This window comes from Streptomyces sp. NPDC005181, from assembly GCF_040608395.1.
Taxonomy (GTDB): domain Bacteria; phylum Actinomycetota; class Actinomycetes; order Streptomycetales; family Streptomycetaceae; genus Streptomyces.
On the sequence record NZ_JBEXID010000027.1, the window covers coordinates 14,185 to 31,886 of the forward strand.

Genomic DNA, 17,702 nt, shown 5'->3' on the forward strand with positions numbered 1-17,702 from the left:
GGTCATGCCCACATCCGCATCCCGGCCGGCTCGCACCGGGCAGCGGTGCGGCGAGGCAGCCATCGGCGGTTGATCGGTCCGGTCGTATGAGCAGTAGAGTGCGGCCCGTGGCAGCAAGACCGTTGAAAGAGATCATCGAGCCGGGCTGGGCTCAGGCCCTGGAACCCGTGGCCGAACGCATCGCCGCGATGGGCGACTTCCTGCGCGCGGAGATCGCCGCGGGGCGCACCTACCTGCCCGCGGGACCTCATGTGCTGCGGGCGTTCCAGCAGCCCTTCGACGAGGTGCGGGTCCTGATCGTCGGTCAGGACCCCTACCCGACGCCGGGCCATGCCGTGGGGCTGAGCTTCTCGGTCGCGCCCGACGTCCGGCCGCTGCCGGGCAGCCTGGAGAACATCTACCGGGAACTGCACACGGATCTGGGACTGCCCAGACCGTCCAACGGCGACCTGACGCCCTGGACCCGGCAGGGGGTGCTGCTGCTCAACAGGGCGCTGACCACGGCGCCCCGTCGGCCCGCGGCGCACCGCGGCAAGGGCTGGGAGGAAGTGACCGAGCAGGCGATCCGGGCGCTGGTGGCGCGGGGCACACCGCTGGTGTCGATCCTGTGGGGGCGTGATGCCCGCAATCTGCGGCCGCTGCTGGGCGACTTCCCGGCGATCGAGTCCTCGCACCCCTCCCCCATGTCCGCGGACCGCGGGTTCTTCGGCTCGCGGCCGTTCAGCCGGGCCAATGAACTGCTGGAGCGCCAGGGAGCGCAGCCGGTCGACTGGCAGCTGCCGTGACCGCCGCCGCGGGGCCGTACGTCCTCGGGGTGGACTCGGGCGGTTCAGGGTTGCGGGTGGCGCTCCGCGTCGTCGGGTCCGAGAAGCCGGTGGCCACCGTGGTCTGCGCCGCACCGGTGCGTACCGGACCGGCCGGGATCGATGCCGGACACCTGCTGGAACAGCTGCTTCCCGCCACCCGGGAGCTGCGCGCCCAGGCCGGTGAGCAGGAGCGGACCGCCGAGGGCGCCACCATCGCCGCCGTGGCGATCGGCGCCGCAGGCATGGCGACGCTGGGAGACCAGCTGCGCGCCGAGCTTCCGGCGGCCCTGGAGAGCGCGCTCGGGGTACGCCTGCTGGCACTCGCCGCCGATGCCGTGACCGCGTACGCCGGAGCGGTCGGACAGCGGCCGGGGGCAGTCGTCGCGGGCGGCACGGGCATGATCGCGCTGGGCACGGATCTGACGAACTGGCGCCGGGCCGACGGCTGGGGCCATCTGCTGGGCGACAGCGGCGGCGGTGCCTGGATCGGCCGGGCCGGCCTCGATGCGGCGATGCGCGCACATGACGGGCGGCGCGGCGGATCGGCCGCGCTGCTGGCCCGGCTGGAAGCGGTGTTCGGTCCGGCGGCGGACCTGCCCGGCCTGCTCTATCCGCGTACCGACCGGCCCGCGCTGCTGGCCTCGTTCGCCCCCGAGGTCGCCTCGTGCGCCGGCGACGATCCGGTCGCCGCGGGCATCCTGCGGGACGCCGCCGGACACATCGCGGAGGCGGCCGCGGCGGTGTGCCCGCAGCGCACGGCGGACGACGAGCCGTGCGAAGTGGCCCTGACGGGTGGCTTGTTCCGGATGGGCGACCCGCTCCTCGTACCGCTGCGCGAAGAGCTCGCCCGGCAACTTCCGCGGGCACGGACGGTCCCCGGTTCGGGTGATCCGCTGATCGGTTCGCTACGCATCGCCGAGGCGCTGGCCACCGGTGATCTGCGGCTGCCGCTGCACCCGACGATGCTGTGCGTACCCGCCTACGGGCCTGGACAGGAGCGACTGTAAGGACCGACAGAGCAGGGCAGTTGGCCGGTAAGCCATTCATCGGATAAAAGCGGACAGATAACGCCCGACTGGGCCCTCCCCGAACAGCGGGGTACCCAAAACCAGTAGCATGCGGCGCCATGAGCACCCCCACTGGGCCCGCTTCCGGCCTGCCTGTACGAATGCCGCGACCTCGCCAGTCCGGACGGCACCGCCGCCCGGAGCTCGTGGTCGCGCCTGAGGGCGCTGCTGCCCTCGTTCTTGCCGTTCCCGGTACCCCCTCGTCGGCTACCCGCAGCCTTGCCGAAGAGGTCATCAGCATTGCCCGTTCCGAGCTGCCCGGTCTCAATGTGCGGATCGGTTATCTCGACGGCGACGACGCCGAATACCCCACGCTCGTCTCCGTTCTCGCGGACGCTGCCGCCGAGCGCATCGCGCGCTTCGAGCAGGCGAAGGCCGCGGGCCGTGAGGTCGCCGAGCCCGAGGGTCCGGCCGCCGTCGTGGTGCCGCTGCTCGCGGGACCGGACAGTGCCCTGATCCGGCGGATACGCCAAGCCGTCATGGACAGCCGCGCGCAGGTCGAGCTGACCGATGTGCTCGGTCCGCACCCGCTGCTCGCCGAGGCGCTGCACGTACGCCTCTCCGAGGCCGGTCTGGCCCGTGCCGACCGCGCCAGGCTGTTCACCGTGGCCACGGCCGCCGACGGCATCGTGCTGGCCACCGTGGGTGGCGAGGAGGCCGTGCAGGCCGCCGGGATCACCGGCATGCTGCTGGCCGCGCGGCTTGCGGTGCCGGTGATGGCCGCGGCCCTCGATGTCGAGGGTTCGGTCGCGTCGATCGCCGAGCAGCTGAAGGGCTCCGGTTCGATGCAGCTGGCCGTGGCGCCGTACCTGGTGGGTCCCGAGATCGCGGAGGGGCTGCTGGACGCCGCCGCGAAGGAGGCGGGCTGCGCGACAGCCGAGCCGCTCGGCGCGTACCCGGCGATCGGCAAACTCGTGCTGTCGATGTACATGACGGCGCTGGGCATCGCCCCGGGTACGCCGCACGGGGCCCAGGCCCACTGACCTGGCCGGCACAGAGCAGCGGGGCCCGTACCGGAGGATTCGACCGGTACGGGCCCCGCTGTGTGCGGTGTGAAGGCGTGCTCTGTGACATGTGCTGCGCGCGGTGCGGTCGGGCGATCCGTCCCGGCGGTCAGTCGAAAACGACGCAGGAGGCCGCTGGAGCCGTCAGGGAGCCTCTGTGGCGCGGGATGCCGGTCGTCGCGTCGACGGCGAACCAGCTGACGTTCCCGGACCGCTCATTGGCCGCGTACAGCCACTGGCCGGTGGGGTCGAGGGCCAGGTCGCGCGGCCAGTGGCCACCGCAGCCCACGTTCGTGACCAGGGAGGCCTTCTCGCCCGATGCGTCGAGGGCGAGGACGGCAATGCTGTCGTGCCCCCGGTTGGCGGCCCAGAGGAACCGTCCGTCGTGCGAGACGACCACCGCGGACGGGTAGACGACGGCCTCGGGGTCGGCGACCACGTCCTCGGGCACGACGACCGTCTCGCCGAGCGGTTCGAGGACTCCGGTGGCCGCGTCCCAGCGGCAGACGGTGGCGGTCGGTTCGAGCTCGTTCAGGACGTAGGCGTGCGCGCCCCCGGGATGGAAGGCCAGATGGCGCGGTCCGGTGCCCGGCCGCAGCGCGGTCTCGCCGTGCAGCCGCAGCGTCCCGTTGCCCGGGTCGAGGGCGCAGATCCGTATGGAGTCGGTCCCGAGGTCCACGCTCAGCAACCAGTTGCCCGACGGGTCGGGCTGCACCTGGTGGGCGTGCGGGGCGTGCTGGCGGTCGGTGCGCGGACCACTGCCCTCGTGCTGGAGTACGGAGGCAGCGGCGCCCAGCGATCCGTCGGCGCGGACCGGGAGGGCGGTGACGCTGCCCGAGCCGTAGTTGGCGGTGATCAGGTGGCCGCCGGCGACCGCCAGATGCGTGGGGCCGTTGCCCTCCACCGGCCGTAGCTCACCGAGGGGCTGTGGCACATCGCCGGTGATGTCCAGAGCTGCGGCTGCGCCGGTCTCGGTCTCACTGACCGCATAGAGGGCGGTGGAGCCGGATCCGGGGCCGGGCCCCAGGACGAGATACGAAGGATCGGGGACGGAGTCCGTCGCGCCGAGGACGGTCAGCGCCCCGGTCTCCCGGTCCACGGCGGCGACGGTGACTCCCCGCCCGCCCGCCGACGTGAACGACCCGATGAATGCCCGTCCGGCACCGATGCTGCTCACCGCTGCTGCCCCTCTCCGCCGACTGATCACGACGGTCCGGGCCGTTGCGATCTTCCGGGGCGACGGTAGCAGCGCGCACCCCGCGGTCTAGACCAGGGCCGCCATGCCGTAGACCGCCTCCGCGCAGCCGCAGGTCATGCGGGGACGAGCGGGGACCGCGGCGAGGTGTGCAGGGGCGCGGCCAGCTCCGCGAGGGCCCCTTCCAGGGCGTGCAGATGCGTGAGGGCGGCCTCGGCGCCGGGGTGGTGGTGCGGCGCGTGCGCGGGCGCGGCACGCAGTTCCGTACGGACCGGGCGGGGCTGTGCCAGAGCCAGCACCGCGGCCTCGACCCGACGGCAGGCGGCGTCGAGCCGGGCGTCGTGCGAGGCGTCCGGGTCGGCGGCGACTGCGGCGAGGCCGCGCACCTCGCGGGCGCAGAGGTCGAGCAGTACGAGGACCTGCCGGGCGCGCGCCTTACGGGCCCGCAGCGGGTTGAGGGGGTGCACCAGAGGGGCGAGGGAGAGCCTGACCCGGCCGAGCAGCGCCTCCAGTTCGGTCACGCGCGGGGCAGGGTCGGCGGTCGGGGAGCCGGCGAGGCGCGCGGCGGCCTCGGCGGTGCACGCGTGCACGCAGCGCAGCGCCCGCTGGATCCAGGCATCGGTGGTCGCGTGGAGAGTGACGGGCAGCACGAGGACGACGGCGAGGGCCGCCCCGAGAGCCCCCGCCCCGGTCTCCGTGAGCCGCAGGACGAGGAGCCCAGGGTTCAGTACACCGAGCAGCCCGTAGAGCAGTCCGGCCATCACGGTCACGAAGAAGACCATCCAGCTGTAGGAGACAGCGGCGGTGTAGAAGATCCCGAAGACGCAGACCGTGACGAGGACGGCGGTGAGGGCCGTGTCTCCGTGCAGCGGGACGGCGATCAGCAGGCCGGCGGCGATGCCGACCACCGTGCCGAGGACCCGGCGGAAGCCGCGGACCAGCGTCTCGCCCCGCGAGGCGGTGTTCACGAAGATCCACCAGACGGTGCCGACCGCCCAGTACCAGCGGTCCATGGAAAGAAGCTGTCCGACGCCGAGTGCGAAGGCAGCGGCGGCGGTCGCCTGGATCGCCTGGCGCGTGGTCGCACGGGTCAGACCGCTGCCGCCGTCCAGCGCGGGCACGACGGGCACCGGCAGTCGCCGTTCGTAGCACCAGAGAACGAAGCGGACGGTCGATGACGTGACGAGGGAGAGCGCGACGGCGGCGTACAGCTCGGGCAGCTGACCCGGTACCGCGTGCAGGAACTGCGCCATGAAGAACGCCATGAACACGAAGATCCCCAGGGCATGGCCGCGCGGCCCCCAGCGGCGCGCGTACACCCCTGAACACACGATGGCGAGGAACGCCAGATCGCGCGCGAGCGGGTAGTCGTGCAGCGCCGTCGCCAGCGCCAGCACCGGAAAGCCGACGAGGGGCAGCAGCGAGGTGGTGAGCGCCTGGTCCCTGACCCTGGCGTCGGTGACCGTGAAGAGAGCGAGCAGCGCGGCGAGGCCGCCGGCGACGGCCGCGGGAAGCGAGTGAGAGGCGAGGCCCGAGAAGGTCACGGCAAGGCCGATACCGACGACGGCCCGCGTCGCGTTGCGCAGCCGCAGCCGCCCCGGGTCCGGAGCCACCAACATCCGCTTCAGCACCGCTTGGCTCTCCCCACTAAGTCCTGGCATGAAAAAGGCGCCGCGGGATCCGCAGCGCCATCGACTGGGTTCATGACAGCATCCGAACACCATCTGGCTCAAGTCAGGCCGATCCACCTGTGCCAATGGCACATAATTCCGACCTCCTGGTGTGCCACCGGTACGCCAATGGACCATGCCGGGGCGGTGACACCATCGCTGCCCGCCGAGCCGTTGCCGCGCGCAGTCGGGGCGATGCCGTCAGACCGGGCCGCGACACGCCTCGCGCCTCCCCAAGGCAAAAACCACGCAACGTGACCGGTAACACTCTGCGATTCCCGTCGCGGCCGGACCGCTGATCATCGCGCCCGCGCGCCCCACACTCAACTCACGTATCGCAGGCAACCTCGCCAGAATGCCTCACATTCGAAGGTCACCCATGCGAACGCGGCGCCGATTTCATCAGTCGTCAACACAGCATCAACACAGCGCCAATCTACGAATACCGCCAAGGACAGATCGGAAGACGACGAATTCCGAAGGCAATGGACGGTTGACGTGACGGATCCCACAGGTTTCCATAACGCGTCGGGAGCAGACGAAACCAACAGCGCAGCAAGCCACGGAGGCGATAGCGCTCCCGCGTCACCCGTCACACCCAGTCGATCGGAACCGCTCCATGACCGACATGCTCAGCCAGCCCGTCACCTCCGGCACCCCACCCGCGGAGACCGATCCAAGGGGCCAGGACGGCCCGCGCACCCTCAAGCGTTCCATCGGCGTCGTCGGCGGAACCCTGCTCACCCTGTCCTGCGTGACGCCCGCCTCCACCCTCTTCGTGGTCGTGCCCGACCTGTTCGGCGACCTCGGGACAGCCACCGCTCTCACCATCGCGATCGGCTCGCTGCTCTGTATCGCCGTGGCGTTCTGCTATTCGGAACTGGGCACGCTGATCCCCAGCGCGGGCGGCGAGTACGCCATGGTCAGCACCCTGACCGGACGGCTCGCCGGCTGGCTGGTGTTCGTGCTGTCGCTGCTGGTCGTGATGATCGTGCCGCCGGTGATCGCCATGGGTACGGCGGACTATCTCGCTCCGCTGGTCCATGTACCGGCGGAGGCCGCCGGCGCCGGGGTGATGCTGCTCGCCACCCTCGCCGGTCTGCTGGACCTGCGTGCCAACGCCTGGATCACCGGTGTCTTCCTGGTGCTCGAAGTGATCGCGGCGGCCGTGGTGGCGGTGCTCGGCTTCGCCCACACCGAGCGCGGCGCCGGCAGCCTGGTGCACGGTGTGGTCGCGAGCGACGGCGGGGCGTCCCGGCCGGTCACCGCGATGCTGGTGGTCTCGGGTCTGGCCATCGCGCTCTTCATCACCCAGGGCTTCTCCACCGCTGTCTATCTCTCCGAGGAGCTGGAGGACCCGCGGCGCAACGTCGCCCGTACGGTCCTCGCCACCCTCGCCATCTCGACCGCCGTCATCCTCGTGCCGGTGGTGGCGATCACCATGGGCGCGCCCGACCTCGCGGCGCTCACCTCGGGCGACATCGGCCGGATGGTCACCGTCTGGAGCAACTCGGCGGTCGGTACGTTCGTGAGCCTGTGCGTCGCACTCGCGATCATCAACGCGGGCATCGTGATGGTCATCCAGAACTCCCGGGTGCTGTTCGCCTCGGCGCGGGACAAGGCGTGGCCCGAGCCGGTCAACAACGCCCTCGCCCGCCTCGGCCGCTTCGGTTCGCCGTGGGTCGCCACGCTGGCGGTCGGGGTCCCGGGCGCGGCGTTGTGCTTCGTCAACCTCGACACCCTGTACGGCGTGACCGGCGTCTCCGTCACGGGCATGTACCTGCTGGTCGCGGTCGCCGCGCTGGCATCCCGCCGCGCCTCCCACAAGGACCTGCCCGCCTGGCGGATGCCGCTCTGGCCGGCGATGCCGGTGGCGCTGATCGCCGTACTCGTCTACATCCTCAGCCAGCAGGAGGCCCAGTACCTGCTGTGGACCGGCGGCATCACGGCGGCGGCCACCCTCTACTGGGCCTTCTACCTCCGCCCCCGCAAGGACACCCGCTGGCTGGTCACCCTCCCCGAGGACACACTCCCCGAGCACACCCTCCTCTGAGGCGGGCGGCACGACCGGATGGTGCGACGGTGTGCCATGGGTACAGTCGGAGCCCGTACCGACCGACCGGGAAGGGGCCATCGGACCATGGCGGTGGACGCATTGGACACCCGCATCCTGCGGCTGCTCATCGAGCAGCCGCGGACCAGCGTGCGTGAGTACGCGCGGATCCTCTCCCTCGCCCGGGGCACCCTCCAGGCCCGTATCGACCGGCTGGAGCGCAACGGCGTGATCACCGGTACGGGCCCGGTCCTCTCCCCCGCCGCGCTCGGCCACCCGGTCCTCGCCTTCGTCCATCTGGAGGTCACCCAGGGGCATCTGGACGAGGTGGGCGAGGCCCTCGCCGCCGTCCCGGAGATCGTCGAGGCCTTCTCGACCACCGGCGGCGGGGACCTGCTGACACGGGTCGTGGCCCGTGACAACGGGCACCTGGAGGATGTGATCCAGCAGGTGATCCAGCTGCCCGGTGTGGTCAGGACCCGTACCGAGGTGGCCCTGCGCGAGCGGGTGCCGCACCGATTGCTGCCGCTGGTCGAATCGGTGGGCCGGGCCGCGGCCGGCCCGACGGGCTGATCACCGGCTTGCCATGCTGGGTGCCATGAGTACTCGGCGTACCTCGGTCCCCTCGGTGGTCTTCGATCTCGACGGCACCCTCGTGGACAGCGAGCCGAACTATTACGAGGCGGGGCGCCGGGTCCTCGCCCGGTACGGCGCACCGGGCTTCACCTGGGAGCACCACACCCGGTTCATCGGTATCAGCACCCGCGAGACACTGACGGCGCTGCGGGCCGAGTACGGGATCGAGGCGTCCGTCGACGAACTGCTGGCTGCCCAGGACGCCGTCTGTCTGGAGCTGGCGCGTTCCTCGACCGAGGTGTTCCCCGAAATGCGGAAGTTCGTCGAGCGGCTGCATCAGGAGGGCATTGCCATGGTCGTGGCGTCGAGTTCGTCGCGGGCAGCGATCGAGGCCGTGCTCGCGGACACGGGACTCGGCGCGTACCTCACGGCGTACGTCTCCGCCGACGAGGTGACGCACGGGAAACCGGAGCCGGATGTCTTCCTGTAGGCCGCGCGACGGCTGGGCGCCGCGCCCGGCGACTGTGTGGTGCTGGAGGACGCGGCGCCGGGAGCGGCGGCGGCGCATGCGGCGGGCATGCGCTGCATCGCGGTCCCCCACGTGGCGTCGACGGCCGCCGATCCGGAGTTCACGGCGGCGGAGCTGCTCTTCCGCGGTGGGCCGAGCGAGTTCACGGCGCAGGCCGCGTACGACTGGCTGGTCCCCGCAGAGCGATTGGGAGGCCCCGGACCCGCGCATCCTGCGTCACACCGTGCCGGAGAACCGGCGGCGCGCGTACGGTGTGCGGGCCGCGGTGGACGGGGTGGCGGACACCGGCTCGGTGCTGGAACTGCGGTCCGGGTTCGGCACCGGCATCATCACGGCGCTGGTCCGGATCGAGGGCCGGCCGATGGGTCTGATCGCCAACAACCCGGAGCATCTGGGCGGCGCGATCGACCGTGAGGGGGCCGACAAGGCGGCCAGGTTCCTCCAACTGTGCGACGCCTTCGCCCTGCCCGTGGTCTCGCTCTGCGACACACCCGGTTTCATGGTCGGCCCCGCTGCCGAACGGACCGCGACCGTCCGGCACTTCTCCCGGCTCTTCGTGACCGGAGCGAACCTCCGCGTACCGCTGGTCTGTCTGATTCTGCGCAAGGCCTACGGTCTCGGCGCGATGGCCATGATGGGCGGCTCCACGCGCGCGCCGCTGGCCACGGTGGCGTGGCCGAGCGGCGAGCTGGGCGGCATGGGCCTGGAGGGTGCCGTACGGCTCGGCTATCGCAAGGAACTGGCCGCGATCGAGGACCCGGCGGAGCGGGAGCTGGCGTTCGAGGCGCGGGTCGCCGAGCTGTACGAGCACGGCAAGGCGGTCAATGCCGCGGCGGCGCTCGAGATCGACGCGGTGATCGACCCGGCGCAGTCCAGGTCCTGGATCCTTTCGGCACTGGACGGGTGGTCGGCTCGGGAGGCCTGGGACGCGGGCAAGCGCCGCCCGTTCATCGACACCTGGTGAATCAACGCCCTGTGGGGCGGTGGTGGGTCCGGGCCGCCACCACGAGGAGGAGCGCGGTCGCGCCGCCGGCTCAGGAGGCTGTCGCCCTTCCCGGTTGCGGCAGGGACGTCCGGACGACCCGGAGTGCTCCGGCCGCGCCAGACCGTCGGATACGGCGCGACGCCGGACTTCTCGCGACGTACGGGGGCAGGGACGCGCCGGGTGACGCGGCACCGAGGGCACACCGAATGCGGTCGTACCACCCCGCATCGATCGGGAAGCACCCGAAGCAGCGCTCCTACCTGCTGATTCGTCTCTCCGCGCACCTTCCGTAAACCTGCACACCTCATGCCCAGACCGGTCACCCCCGCACACCTGGACACCTTGGTCCGGACCAGCCGCAGGGGGGCTTTGAACAGGAGTGTCCCAGTTGAAGTAAATGGACTTTTAGACAAAGGGAATTCAGACAGTGAAGCTTGTGAAGAAGCCGCCGTCGACTCATGAACACATCTGCACGCAGCGCTAATTCATTGCATGAAGAACCCCTGATCAGCCCCGGTTCGATTAGCTGCGCATGGCGTCAACGTGCTTTGATCCTGGCCAATGCGGCAGCCACACCAAGGGGTTACCGCTGAATTGTCAAGCTGAAAGGCAGCCACCATCATGAACCACACCCCCCAGGTCGAGACCCTCGAGATTTCCGACAACGACCTCGACAACGTGTCCGGCGGTCTCGTCGGCGGCCTGCTCGGCAACGTCACGGGCACCGTCGACGCCGTGGCCCCGGTCTCCGGCGTCGTGGGCTCGGTCACCGGTCTCGCCACCTCGACCACCGGCGTGAACACCGGTGCCGTCAGCGGCCTGGCCACCGGTCTCATCGCCGGTCTCTGAGACGGCGCGTGAGCCCCGGAACCTCACGGTTCCGGGGCTCACTGCTCACACCTGACAGCAAGGGAAGAGTTCCGTGCAGTTCCGCCAACAGGCCCTTTCCAAGCTGCAGTCGCCGGAGGAACTCGACCTGCCGGTACGTTTTGCGCGCCCGCAAGGCCGGCTCGCCCTCGGCATCACTGTGCTCGTCATGGCCGCCGCGGGCTTCTGGGCGGTGACCGGATCCGTCTCCTCCACGCTCCGGGCGCCCGGCATCATTACGCACGCACAGGGCAGTTACGTCCTGCAGAGCCCGGTCGCGGGCCAAGTCACCGCCGTGCTCGCCGAGGAAGGCGAGACCCTGCCCGCCGACGCGCCGCTGCTCAAGGTCCGCACCGAGCAGGGCGACCGGGTCGTCCGCACGATCGCCGCGGGGCGGGTGACAGCTCTGACTGCCACGATCGGCGCGGTGGTCACCACCGGTGCGGATGTGGCGAGTGTGGAGAAGACCCGTGGCGCCGACGATCCCCTGATGGTGATGCTCTATGTGCCGGGCGACAGCGGGCCGTCCATTCCGGTGGGCGCCTCCGTGGATCTCACCGCCCAGTCGGTGCCGGCCCAGAAGTACGGCGTACTGCGCGGTCATGTGACCGCAGTCGGCAGGACGTCCCAGACGCCCCGACAGATCAGCGGCTTTCTCGGCGACGGCCAGCTGGGCGAGCAGTTCTCGCAGCACGGCAGGCCGGTGGCGGTCCTGGTGCGGCTCGACCGGTCGTCCGCCACGGAGTCCGGCTACCGGTGGTCGTCGGCCCAGGGTCCTCCGTACGCGATCGACTCCATGACCCTGGCCACCGGCGCCATCCACCTGGCCGACCAGCGTCCGATCGATTGGCTGCTCCCGTGACCGCACCGCATGCCTCTGCCTCCGCACCGCAGCTCCCGCCTCCCGGCCGCGGCCGGCACCGCCCGGACAACGCAGCGGGCAGCAGGCGCCGTTCGGGTCCACGACCGGCGCCGAAGGGCAAGAAGGCCAGAACCGTACGCAGCCCCACCGTTCTCCAGATGGAAGCACTGGAGTGCGGTGCCGCCTCGCTGGCCATGGTGCTGGGTCACTACGGCCGCCATGTTCCGCTGGAGGAGCTGCGCATCGCCTGCGGCGTCTCGCGCGACGGATCCCGGGCCAGCAACGTGCTGAAGGCGGCGCGCAGTTACGGACTGCAGGCAAAGGGCATGCAGATGGAACCTGCGGCCCTCGCGGAGGTGCAGGCACCGGCCATCCTCTTCTGGGAGTTCAATCACTACGTCGTGTACGACGGCATGGGCCGCCGCTTCGGCCGGCGTGGCGTGCACATCAACGACCCGGACAAGGGCCGTCGTTTCGTGACGGCCGAGGATTTCGACACCAGCTTCACCGGCGTCGTCCTGGTCTTCGAGCCCGGGGACGGGTTCCGCCGCGGAGGCAGGAAGCCCGGGATCATGGGCGCCCTGCCGGCGCGGCTGCGCGGCACCTCGGGCACGATGCTGGCCGCGCTGCTCGCCAGCCTGCTGCTCGTGGCCGTCGGCGCGACGCTGCCGGCACTGAGCCGTGCGTACATCGATATGTTCCTGATCGGTGATCAGACCTCTTTGCTGGGTGTCCTGTTCGCGGCGATGGGCACCATGGTGGCGCTCACCGTCGTGCTGACCTGGCTGCAGCAGGCGAACCTGCTGCGCGGTCGCATCATCTCCTCCACGCTCAGCAGTGCCCGCTTCTTCCGACATCTGCTCAGGCTGCCGGTCACCTTCTTCGCCCAGCGCAGCCCGGCCGATCTCGTCCAGCGTCTGCAGTCCAACGACGTCGTCGCCGAGACCCTGGCCCGCGACCTCACGGCCGTCGGCGTGGACGGAGTCGTCGTACTGCTCTATGCAGTCCTGCTGTGGACGTACGACCCGCAGTTGACGGTCATCGGCGTGGGGCTCGCGCTGCTCAACGTGGTGGCGATGCGCATCGTCGTGCGTCTGCGGGCCACCGGCGCCCAGAAGTTGCGGGCCGACAGCGCCAGGCTGACCAACACCTCGTACACCGGGCTGCAGTTGATCGAGACGATGAAGGCCACCGGCGGCGAGAACGGATACTTCCGCCGCTGGGTGGGGCAGCACGCGACCACACTGGAGGAGCAGCAGCGCCTCGGTGTGCCGAGCGCCTGGCTGGGTGTCGTCGCCCCCGCGCTCGCGACGCTCAACAGCGCCCTGATTCTGTGGATCGGAGGGCTGCGTGCCGTCGACGGCCACCTTTCGATCGGTCTGCTCGTCGCATTCCAGGCGCTGGTGACCCGGTTCACCGCTCCGGTCGCGCGGCTCAACTCGGTGGCGGGCCGGGTGCAGGACTTCGCCGCCGATGTGGCCCGCCTCAAGGACGTCGAGAACTTCCCGGTCGACTCGCTGTACTCGCGCCGCGAACCGGTCGCGAGCACGCGCAGGCTCAAGGGCCATGTGACGCTGGAAGACATCACCTTCGGCTACAGCCCGCTCGACAAACCGCTGCTCACCGGCTTCTCGCTGTCCGTGGGGCCGGGACAGCAGGTGGCGCTGGTCGGTGGCTCCGGCAGCGGCAAGTCGACGGTCTCCCGGCTGATCTCGGGGCTCTACAGCCCGTGGGAGGGCACGATCCGGGTGGACGGACAACGTCTGGAGGACATTTCCCGCAGTGCGCTGGCCGCCTCGGTCTCCTTCGTCGACCAGGACATCTTCCTCTTCGAGGGCACCGTGCGGGACAATGTGGCGCTGTGGGACCCGTCGGTCTCGGACGACGCCGTCGTCGCCGCCCTGGAGGACGCCGCCCTGTACGAGGTCGTCGCCCGGCGCCCCGGCGGAATTCACAGTCGGGTGGAGCAGGACGGCCGCAACTTCTCCGGAGGGCAGCGGCAGCGTCTGGAGATCGCCCGGGCGCTCGTTCGGCGGCCGAGCATCCTCGTTCTCGACGAGGTGACCAGCGCCCTGGACGCGGAGACCGAGCAGATCATCATCGACAATCTACGGCGGCGCGGCTGCGCCTGTGTCGTGATCGCGCACCGGCTGAGCACGGTCCGTGACAGCGACGAGATCGTGGTCCTCGACCACGGCTCCGTAGTGGAACGGGGCCGGCACGAGGACCTGGTCGCTGCCGGAGGTCCGTACGCCGAGCTGGTCAAGGAGCACTGAGGTGGCATCCGTTCACCCTCTCGCGGGCACGGGCCCGGACTCGTCCGCCGCAGAGCACGACCCCGTCATCGGCGCCCTGGGAGGGCTCGGCGAACAGGTCGACTGCCAGGGTCTGCGCAGGCTTTCGCTGGAGGGGCCACAGGTACTGTGGCTCGTCGTGGGCGGCGCCCTGGACCTGTTCGCGGTCGACGCGGCGGAACAGGGCCACTGGCATTTCCTCGGCCGGCTGGAACCAGGGACGCTGCTGCTGGGACCCGTCGGGGGACCGCGGCACACGCTGATCGGCAGGCCCCTGCAGGAGTGCGTGCTGCGCCGCATCCCGCTGCGTGAGCTGTACCGGCCGGAGTACGCGGATGCCGCGGCGTACGACGGTCAGTACCGCAGTTGGTACGACACCGGGGACACGGCTCTGAGCCTCTTGGAGCACGCCGTGGCACTCGGCGTCGGGCGCAGTCGGCGGGTGCTCTTCGAAGCACCGCTGGACGGCCGGACGACAGTCGACGAGACAGTGGCCGACGACGACATCCTGTGGCTGCCCGTATCCCCCGGCAGCATGCAGTACGGCGCCGCGTACAGCGCGGAGGCGGCGGGCGATCTGCTCGTCGACGGCGCAATGTGGCAGGCCATGGTGAACCAGCAGTACCGCCTGCTGTCCGCGCTGGACCGCTGGATCGAACGGCTGGAGCTCGCGCACGAGGACCGCACGGCTGCCGGCATCAAGGCGGGCGAAGCCGTCCGCGACGAGGCCGACCGGACGCTGCTCTCCTCCATCGGGCGTTCCCGGAGAGCCGCTTCGCGTGCGGCCGGCGCAAGCGACGACGCGACGTACGCCGCTTGCCGGCTCGTGGCCGAGGCGGCCGGGATCACGCTCTCGGAGGCGTCGATGAGCGGTGTGGTGAGCGACCGGATCGATCCGGTCGAGCGTGTCGCGGTCGGCTCGCGGATCCGTACGCGCCCGGTCCGGCTCGACCGCCGCTGGTGGCGGGAGAACACCGGGCCCCTGGTGGGCCACCGGGTCGCGAGCGGAGCGCCGGTCGCCCTGCTGTGGCACCGCGGCGGGTACGACGCGGTGAACCCGGTGACCGGCAGGCGCACCCGCGTCGGAGCAGCCAATGCGGAGGAGTTCGAACAGCGCGCGGTCATGTTCTACCGTCCGCTGCCGGAGCGGCCCATGAGCAAGTGGCAGCTGCTGCGCTTCAGTCTGCGCGGTACCCGGGCCGACGTGCGCAACCTGGCGCTGGCGGGAGTGGTGACGGTCGCCCTCGGCGCGCTGGTGCCGATCGCGACGGGACAGGTCCTCGGCGTCTACGTGCCCAACGCCGAGAACAGCCTCATCGTGCAGGTCTCGCTGGCCGTCATCGTCACGAGCATCGTCTCGGCCGCCTTCATGCTGATGCAGAATCTCACCATCCTGCGCATGGAGGGACGCATCGAGAGCACCCTCCAACCCGCGGTGTGGGACCGGCTGTTGCGGCTGCCGACCAAGTTCTTCACCGAGCGTTCCACGGGAGAGCTGGCGAGCGCGGCGATGGGCATCAGCGCCATCCGCCGGGTGCTGTCCGGCATCGGTCCGGTCGCTGTGCAGGCGGGCACGGTCGGGGCGATGAACCTCGTCCTCCTGTTCTGTTTCAGCGTCCCGCTGGCGTTGACGGCGATCGCGATGCTGATCGTCATAGCCGCGGTGTTCCTCACCATGGGGATGTGGGAACTGCGGTGGCAGCGCCGACTGGTCGAGCTCGGCAACAAGCTCAACAACCAGGCGTTCCAGACGCTGCGCGGACTGCCCAAACTTCGGGTCGCCGCGGCGGAGAGCTTTGCGTACGCGTCGTGGGCCCGGGAGTTCGCCCGCAGCCGCGAGCTGCAGCAACGTGCGGGACGGATCAAGAATCTGACGGCTGTCCTCAACGCCGTGTATCTGCCGCTGTGTTCACTGGTCATGTTCGTTCTGCTGGCGGGTCCGGCTCGCGGGACGATGTCGGCCGGGGCGTTCTTGACCTTCAGCACGTCGGTGACCATGCTGCTGACGTCGATCACCCAGCTCACGGGTGCGTTCGTCTCCGCTGCGGCCGTGCTGCCCATGTTCGAGCAGATCAAGCCGGTGCTCGACGAGGCCCCCGAGGTGCGCGGGGCCAGCACCCAGCCGGGCGTCCTGTCCGGGGAGATCGAGGCGCGGAATCTTTCCTTCCGCTACACCGATGACGGTCCGCTGGTCCTCGACGACGTGTCCCTGCAGGTGCGCCCCGGCGAGTTCGTGGCGATCGTCGGCCCCAGCGGCTGCGGCAAGTCGACGCTGCTGAGGCTGCTCATCGGCTTCGACAGGCCGGTGTCGGGCAGTGTGCTCTACGACGGCCAGGACCTGGCCGCCCTCGACCAGGCGGCCGTGCGCCGCAGCTGCGGGGTCGTCCTGCAGAACGCCCAGCCCTTCACCGGATCGATCCTGGACTGCATCTGCGGCGCCGAGGTCTTCACCCAGGAAGAGGCGTGGGAGGCCGCCGAGATGGCAGGACTGGCCGAGGACATCAAGCGTATGCCGATGGGCCTGCACACCATGATCGCCGGTGGCGGCTCCGTCTCCGGCGGCCAGCGCCAGCGCCTGATGATCGCTCAGGCGCTGGTGCGGCGTCCGCGCATCCTGTTCTTCGACGAGGCCACCAGTGCGCTCGACAACGAGACCCAGCGCATCGTGATCGAAAGCACCCGCTCGCTGAACGCCACGCGCATCGTGATCGCCCATCGGCTCTCCACGGTCCTGGACGCCGACCGGGTGATCGTCATGTCGGACGGCCGCATCGTCCAACAGGGACCGCCCGCCGAACTTCTCGCGGACACGAGCGGCCGGCTCCACGAGCTGGTCCGGCGTCAGATGCGCTGAGAGGGCGCGCCAGGCATCCCGGCCGTCGGGCGCGGACGCGATCGGCGGACGGGGCCGCCGTCGTCACGCCCGGCCGCCGTCGTCACGCGCGGCCGAGGCCGGCGCCCTCATCTGCGTACGCACCGGACATCCATCGTTACATCGAGATGGCGACCGGTCGTCGGCGAGGCGCACGACGGCGCGGCCGGCACAGCGGCGGTCGAGCGGAGCCGGCCGGACGTCGTGCTCATGGACCTGCGTATGCCGGGCATGGACGGGCTCACCGCGATCGAGCGCATCCTCCCGCGCCGCCTTCAACCGAGCCGACGAAGACGACGGTCGGCACGACGAACGCGCGCGCCGAGACGACGATCCCGCGCAGGTTCACCCCCGTGACAAGGACGAGGACGAGGAGGCACAGCCACACCCGGTCGCCGTACAGCTCGGGGAAGGCGGAGGTGAGCGCTGCCACCCCGGCGGTCACCGCGACGGCGACGTTGAGTACGTAGCCCAGGACCAGGGAGGCGGCCGCGACCAGGCTCGTGCGGGCACCCAGATGGGCCTTGGCAACCGCATAGCTGCCACCGCCGTCCGGGAAGGCGGCGATCACCTGACGGTACGAGGCGACCAGCACCGCCAGGAGTACGGCGATCGCGACCGTGACCGGGAGGGTGAAGCCGAGCCCGTGCGCCCCGGCGGCGGCGAGGACCAGGACGATGGCCTCGGGGCCGTACGCCACCGAGGCCATCGCGTCGAGCGAGAGCGCGGCAAGCCCGGTGACGGCGGTGAGTTTGTGCTGCGCGCCGCTATCGGAAGGTTCCTCGGCGCCGGGCCGTGCACCGCTCGGGGCGGCCTCGGTCGACACAGCGGACGTGAAACAGGCTCCTTCTGTACAGGTCCGATCAGGTTGCACCCACCCCTGGCCGGTTGCGCTCGATCCTGGCGCGCCTTTGGCGCCGAC

General features: G+C 70.7%; 12 protein-coding genes and 3 pseudogenes. 12 read left to right on the forward strand and 3 right to left on the reverse strand.

Annotated elements, in window-relative coordinates; all coding sequences use genetic code 11:
• Window positions 1–107 precede the first annotated feature (107 nt).
• The 3 genes from ABZV38_RS19035 (at window position 108) to ABZV38_RS19045 (ending at window position 2,856) form a co-directional block, all read left to right on the forward strand.
• The gene (locus ABZV38_RS19035; RefSeq protein WP_356328397.1) at window positions 108–785 is read left to right on the forward strand and encodes a uracil-DNA glycosylase; all 678 of its coding nucleotides are present in this window, start codon (window positions 108–110) and stop codon (window positions 783–785) included.
• Entirely contained in the window at window positions 782–1,813 is a 1,032-nt protein-coding gene (locus ABZV38_RS19040) for a BadF/BadG/BcrA/BcrD ATPase family protein (protein ID WP_356328398.1), read from the forward strand. The genes ABZV38_RS19035 and ABZV38_RS19040 overlap by 4 nt, the downstream gene beginning before the upstream one ends.
• A 119-nt stretch (window positions 1,814–1,932) precedes the next feature.
• Window positions 1,933–2,856 (forward strand): hypothetical protein, encoded by a 924-nt coding sequence (locus tag ABZV38_RS19045; protein WP_356328400.1) that lies wholly within the window; start codon window positions 1,933–1,935, stop codon window positions 2,854–2,856.
• A 130-nt stretch (window positions 2,857–2,986) separates the two neighbouring features.
• Here ABZV38_RS19045 and ABZV38_RS19050 read toward each other — a convergent pair whose 3' ends face one another.
• Window positions 2,987–4,054 carry a lactonase family protein gene (locus tag ABZV38_RS19050; protein WP_356328402.1) on the reverse strand — a complete coding sequence of 356 codons (1,068 nt, stop codon included), beginning with the start codon at window positions 4,052–4,054 and terminating at the stop codon, window positions 2,987–2,989.
• Between the two features lie 134 nt (window positions 4,055–4,188).
• Window positions 4,189–5,703: an FUSC family protein gene (locus tag ABZV38_RS19055; RefSeq protein ID WP_356328404.1), complete on the reverse strand. Its 1,515-nt coding sequence runs from the start codon at window positions 5,701–5,703 to the stop codon at window positions 4,189–4,191.
• Between the two features lie 658 nt (window positions 5,704–6,361).
• On the opposite strand from ABZV38_RS19055, the gene ABZV38_RS19060 reads away from it, so the two are divergent.
• From ABZV38_RS19060 to ABZV38_RS19100, 9 genes and pseudogenes are all read left to right on the forward strand, one after another.
• Window positions 6,362–7,795, forward strand: a complete 1,434-nt coding sequence (locus ABZV38_RS19060; RefSeq protein ID WP_356328405.1) for an APC family permease — start codon at window positions 6,362–6,364, stop codon at window positions 7,793–7,795.
• 87 nt (window positions 7,796–7,882) lie between these two features.
• A complete protein-coding gene (locus ABZV38_RS19065) occupies window positions 7,883–8,368 on the forward strand; it encodes an Lrp/AsnC family transcriptional regulator (protein ID WP_356328407.1) in 486 nt (161 codons plus the stop codon).
• A gap of 25 nt (window positions 8,369–8,393) precedes the next feature.
• Window positions 8,394–9,071 (forward strand): annotated as a pseudogene (locus tag ABZV38_RS19070) (HAD-IA family hydrolase); the annotation flags it as partial.
• The gene (locus tag ABZV38_RS19075; protein ID WP_356328497.1) at window positions 9,028–9,864 is read left to right on the forward strand and encodes a carboxyl transferase domain-containing protein; all 837 of its coding nucleotides are present in this window, start codon (window positions 9,028–9,030) and stop codon (window positions 9,862–9,864) included. The pseudogene ABZV38_RS19070 and the gene ABZV38_RS19075, both read left to right, overlap by 44 nt.
• A gap of 642 nt (window positions 9,865–10,506) precedes the next feature.
• Window positions 10,507–10,734, forward strand: coding sequence for a type A2 lantipeptide (locus ABZV38_RS19080; RefSeq protein WP_267006546.1), 228 nt, complete (start codon window positions 10,507–10,509; stop codon window positions 10,732–10,734).
• 73 nt (window positions 10,735–10,807) lie between these two features.
• Window positions 10,808–11,614, forward strand: a complete 807-nt coding sequence (locus tag ABZV38_RS19085; protein WP_356328409.1) for an HlyD family efflux transporter periplasmic adaptor subunit — start codon at window positions 10,808–10,810, stop codon at window positions 11,612–11,614.
• Window positions 11,611–13,890, forward strand: coding sequence for an NHLP family bacteriocin export ABC transporter peptidase/permease/ATPase subunit (locus ABZV38_RS19090; RefSeq protein ID WP_356328411.1), 2,280 nt, complete (start codon window positions 11,611–11,613; stop codon window positions 13,888–13,890). Before ABZV38_RS19085 ends, ABZV38_RS19090 begins: the two co-directional genes overlap by 4 nt.
• A 1-nt stretch (window position 13,891) precedes the next feature.
• Window positions 13,892–16,762, forward strand: coding sequence for an NHLP bacteriocin export ABC transporter permease/ATPase subunit (locus ABZV38_RS19095; RefSeq protein ID WP_356328413.1), 2,871 nt, complete (start codon window positions 13,892–13,894; stop codon window positions 16,760–16,762).
• A 111-nt stretch (window positions 16,763–16,873) separates the two neighbouring features.
• A pseudogene (locus tag ABZV38_RS19100) lies at window positions 16,874–17,041 on the forward strand (response regulator); the annotation flags it as partial.
• A 16-nt stretch (window positions 17,042–17,057) separates the two neighbouring features.
• Here ABZV38_RS19100 and ABZV38_RS19105 read toward each other — a convergent pair.
• Window positions 17,058–17,606 (reverse strand): annotated as a pseudogene (locus ABZV38_RS19105) (amino acid permease); the annotation flags it as partial.
• Window positions 17,607–17,702: the final 96 nt, after the last annotated feature.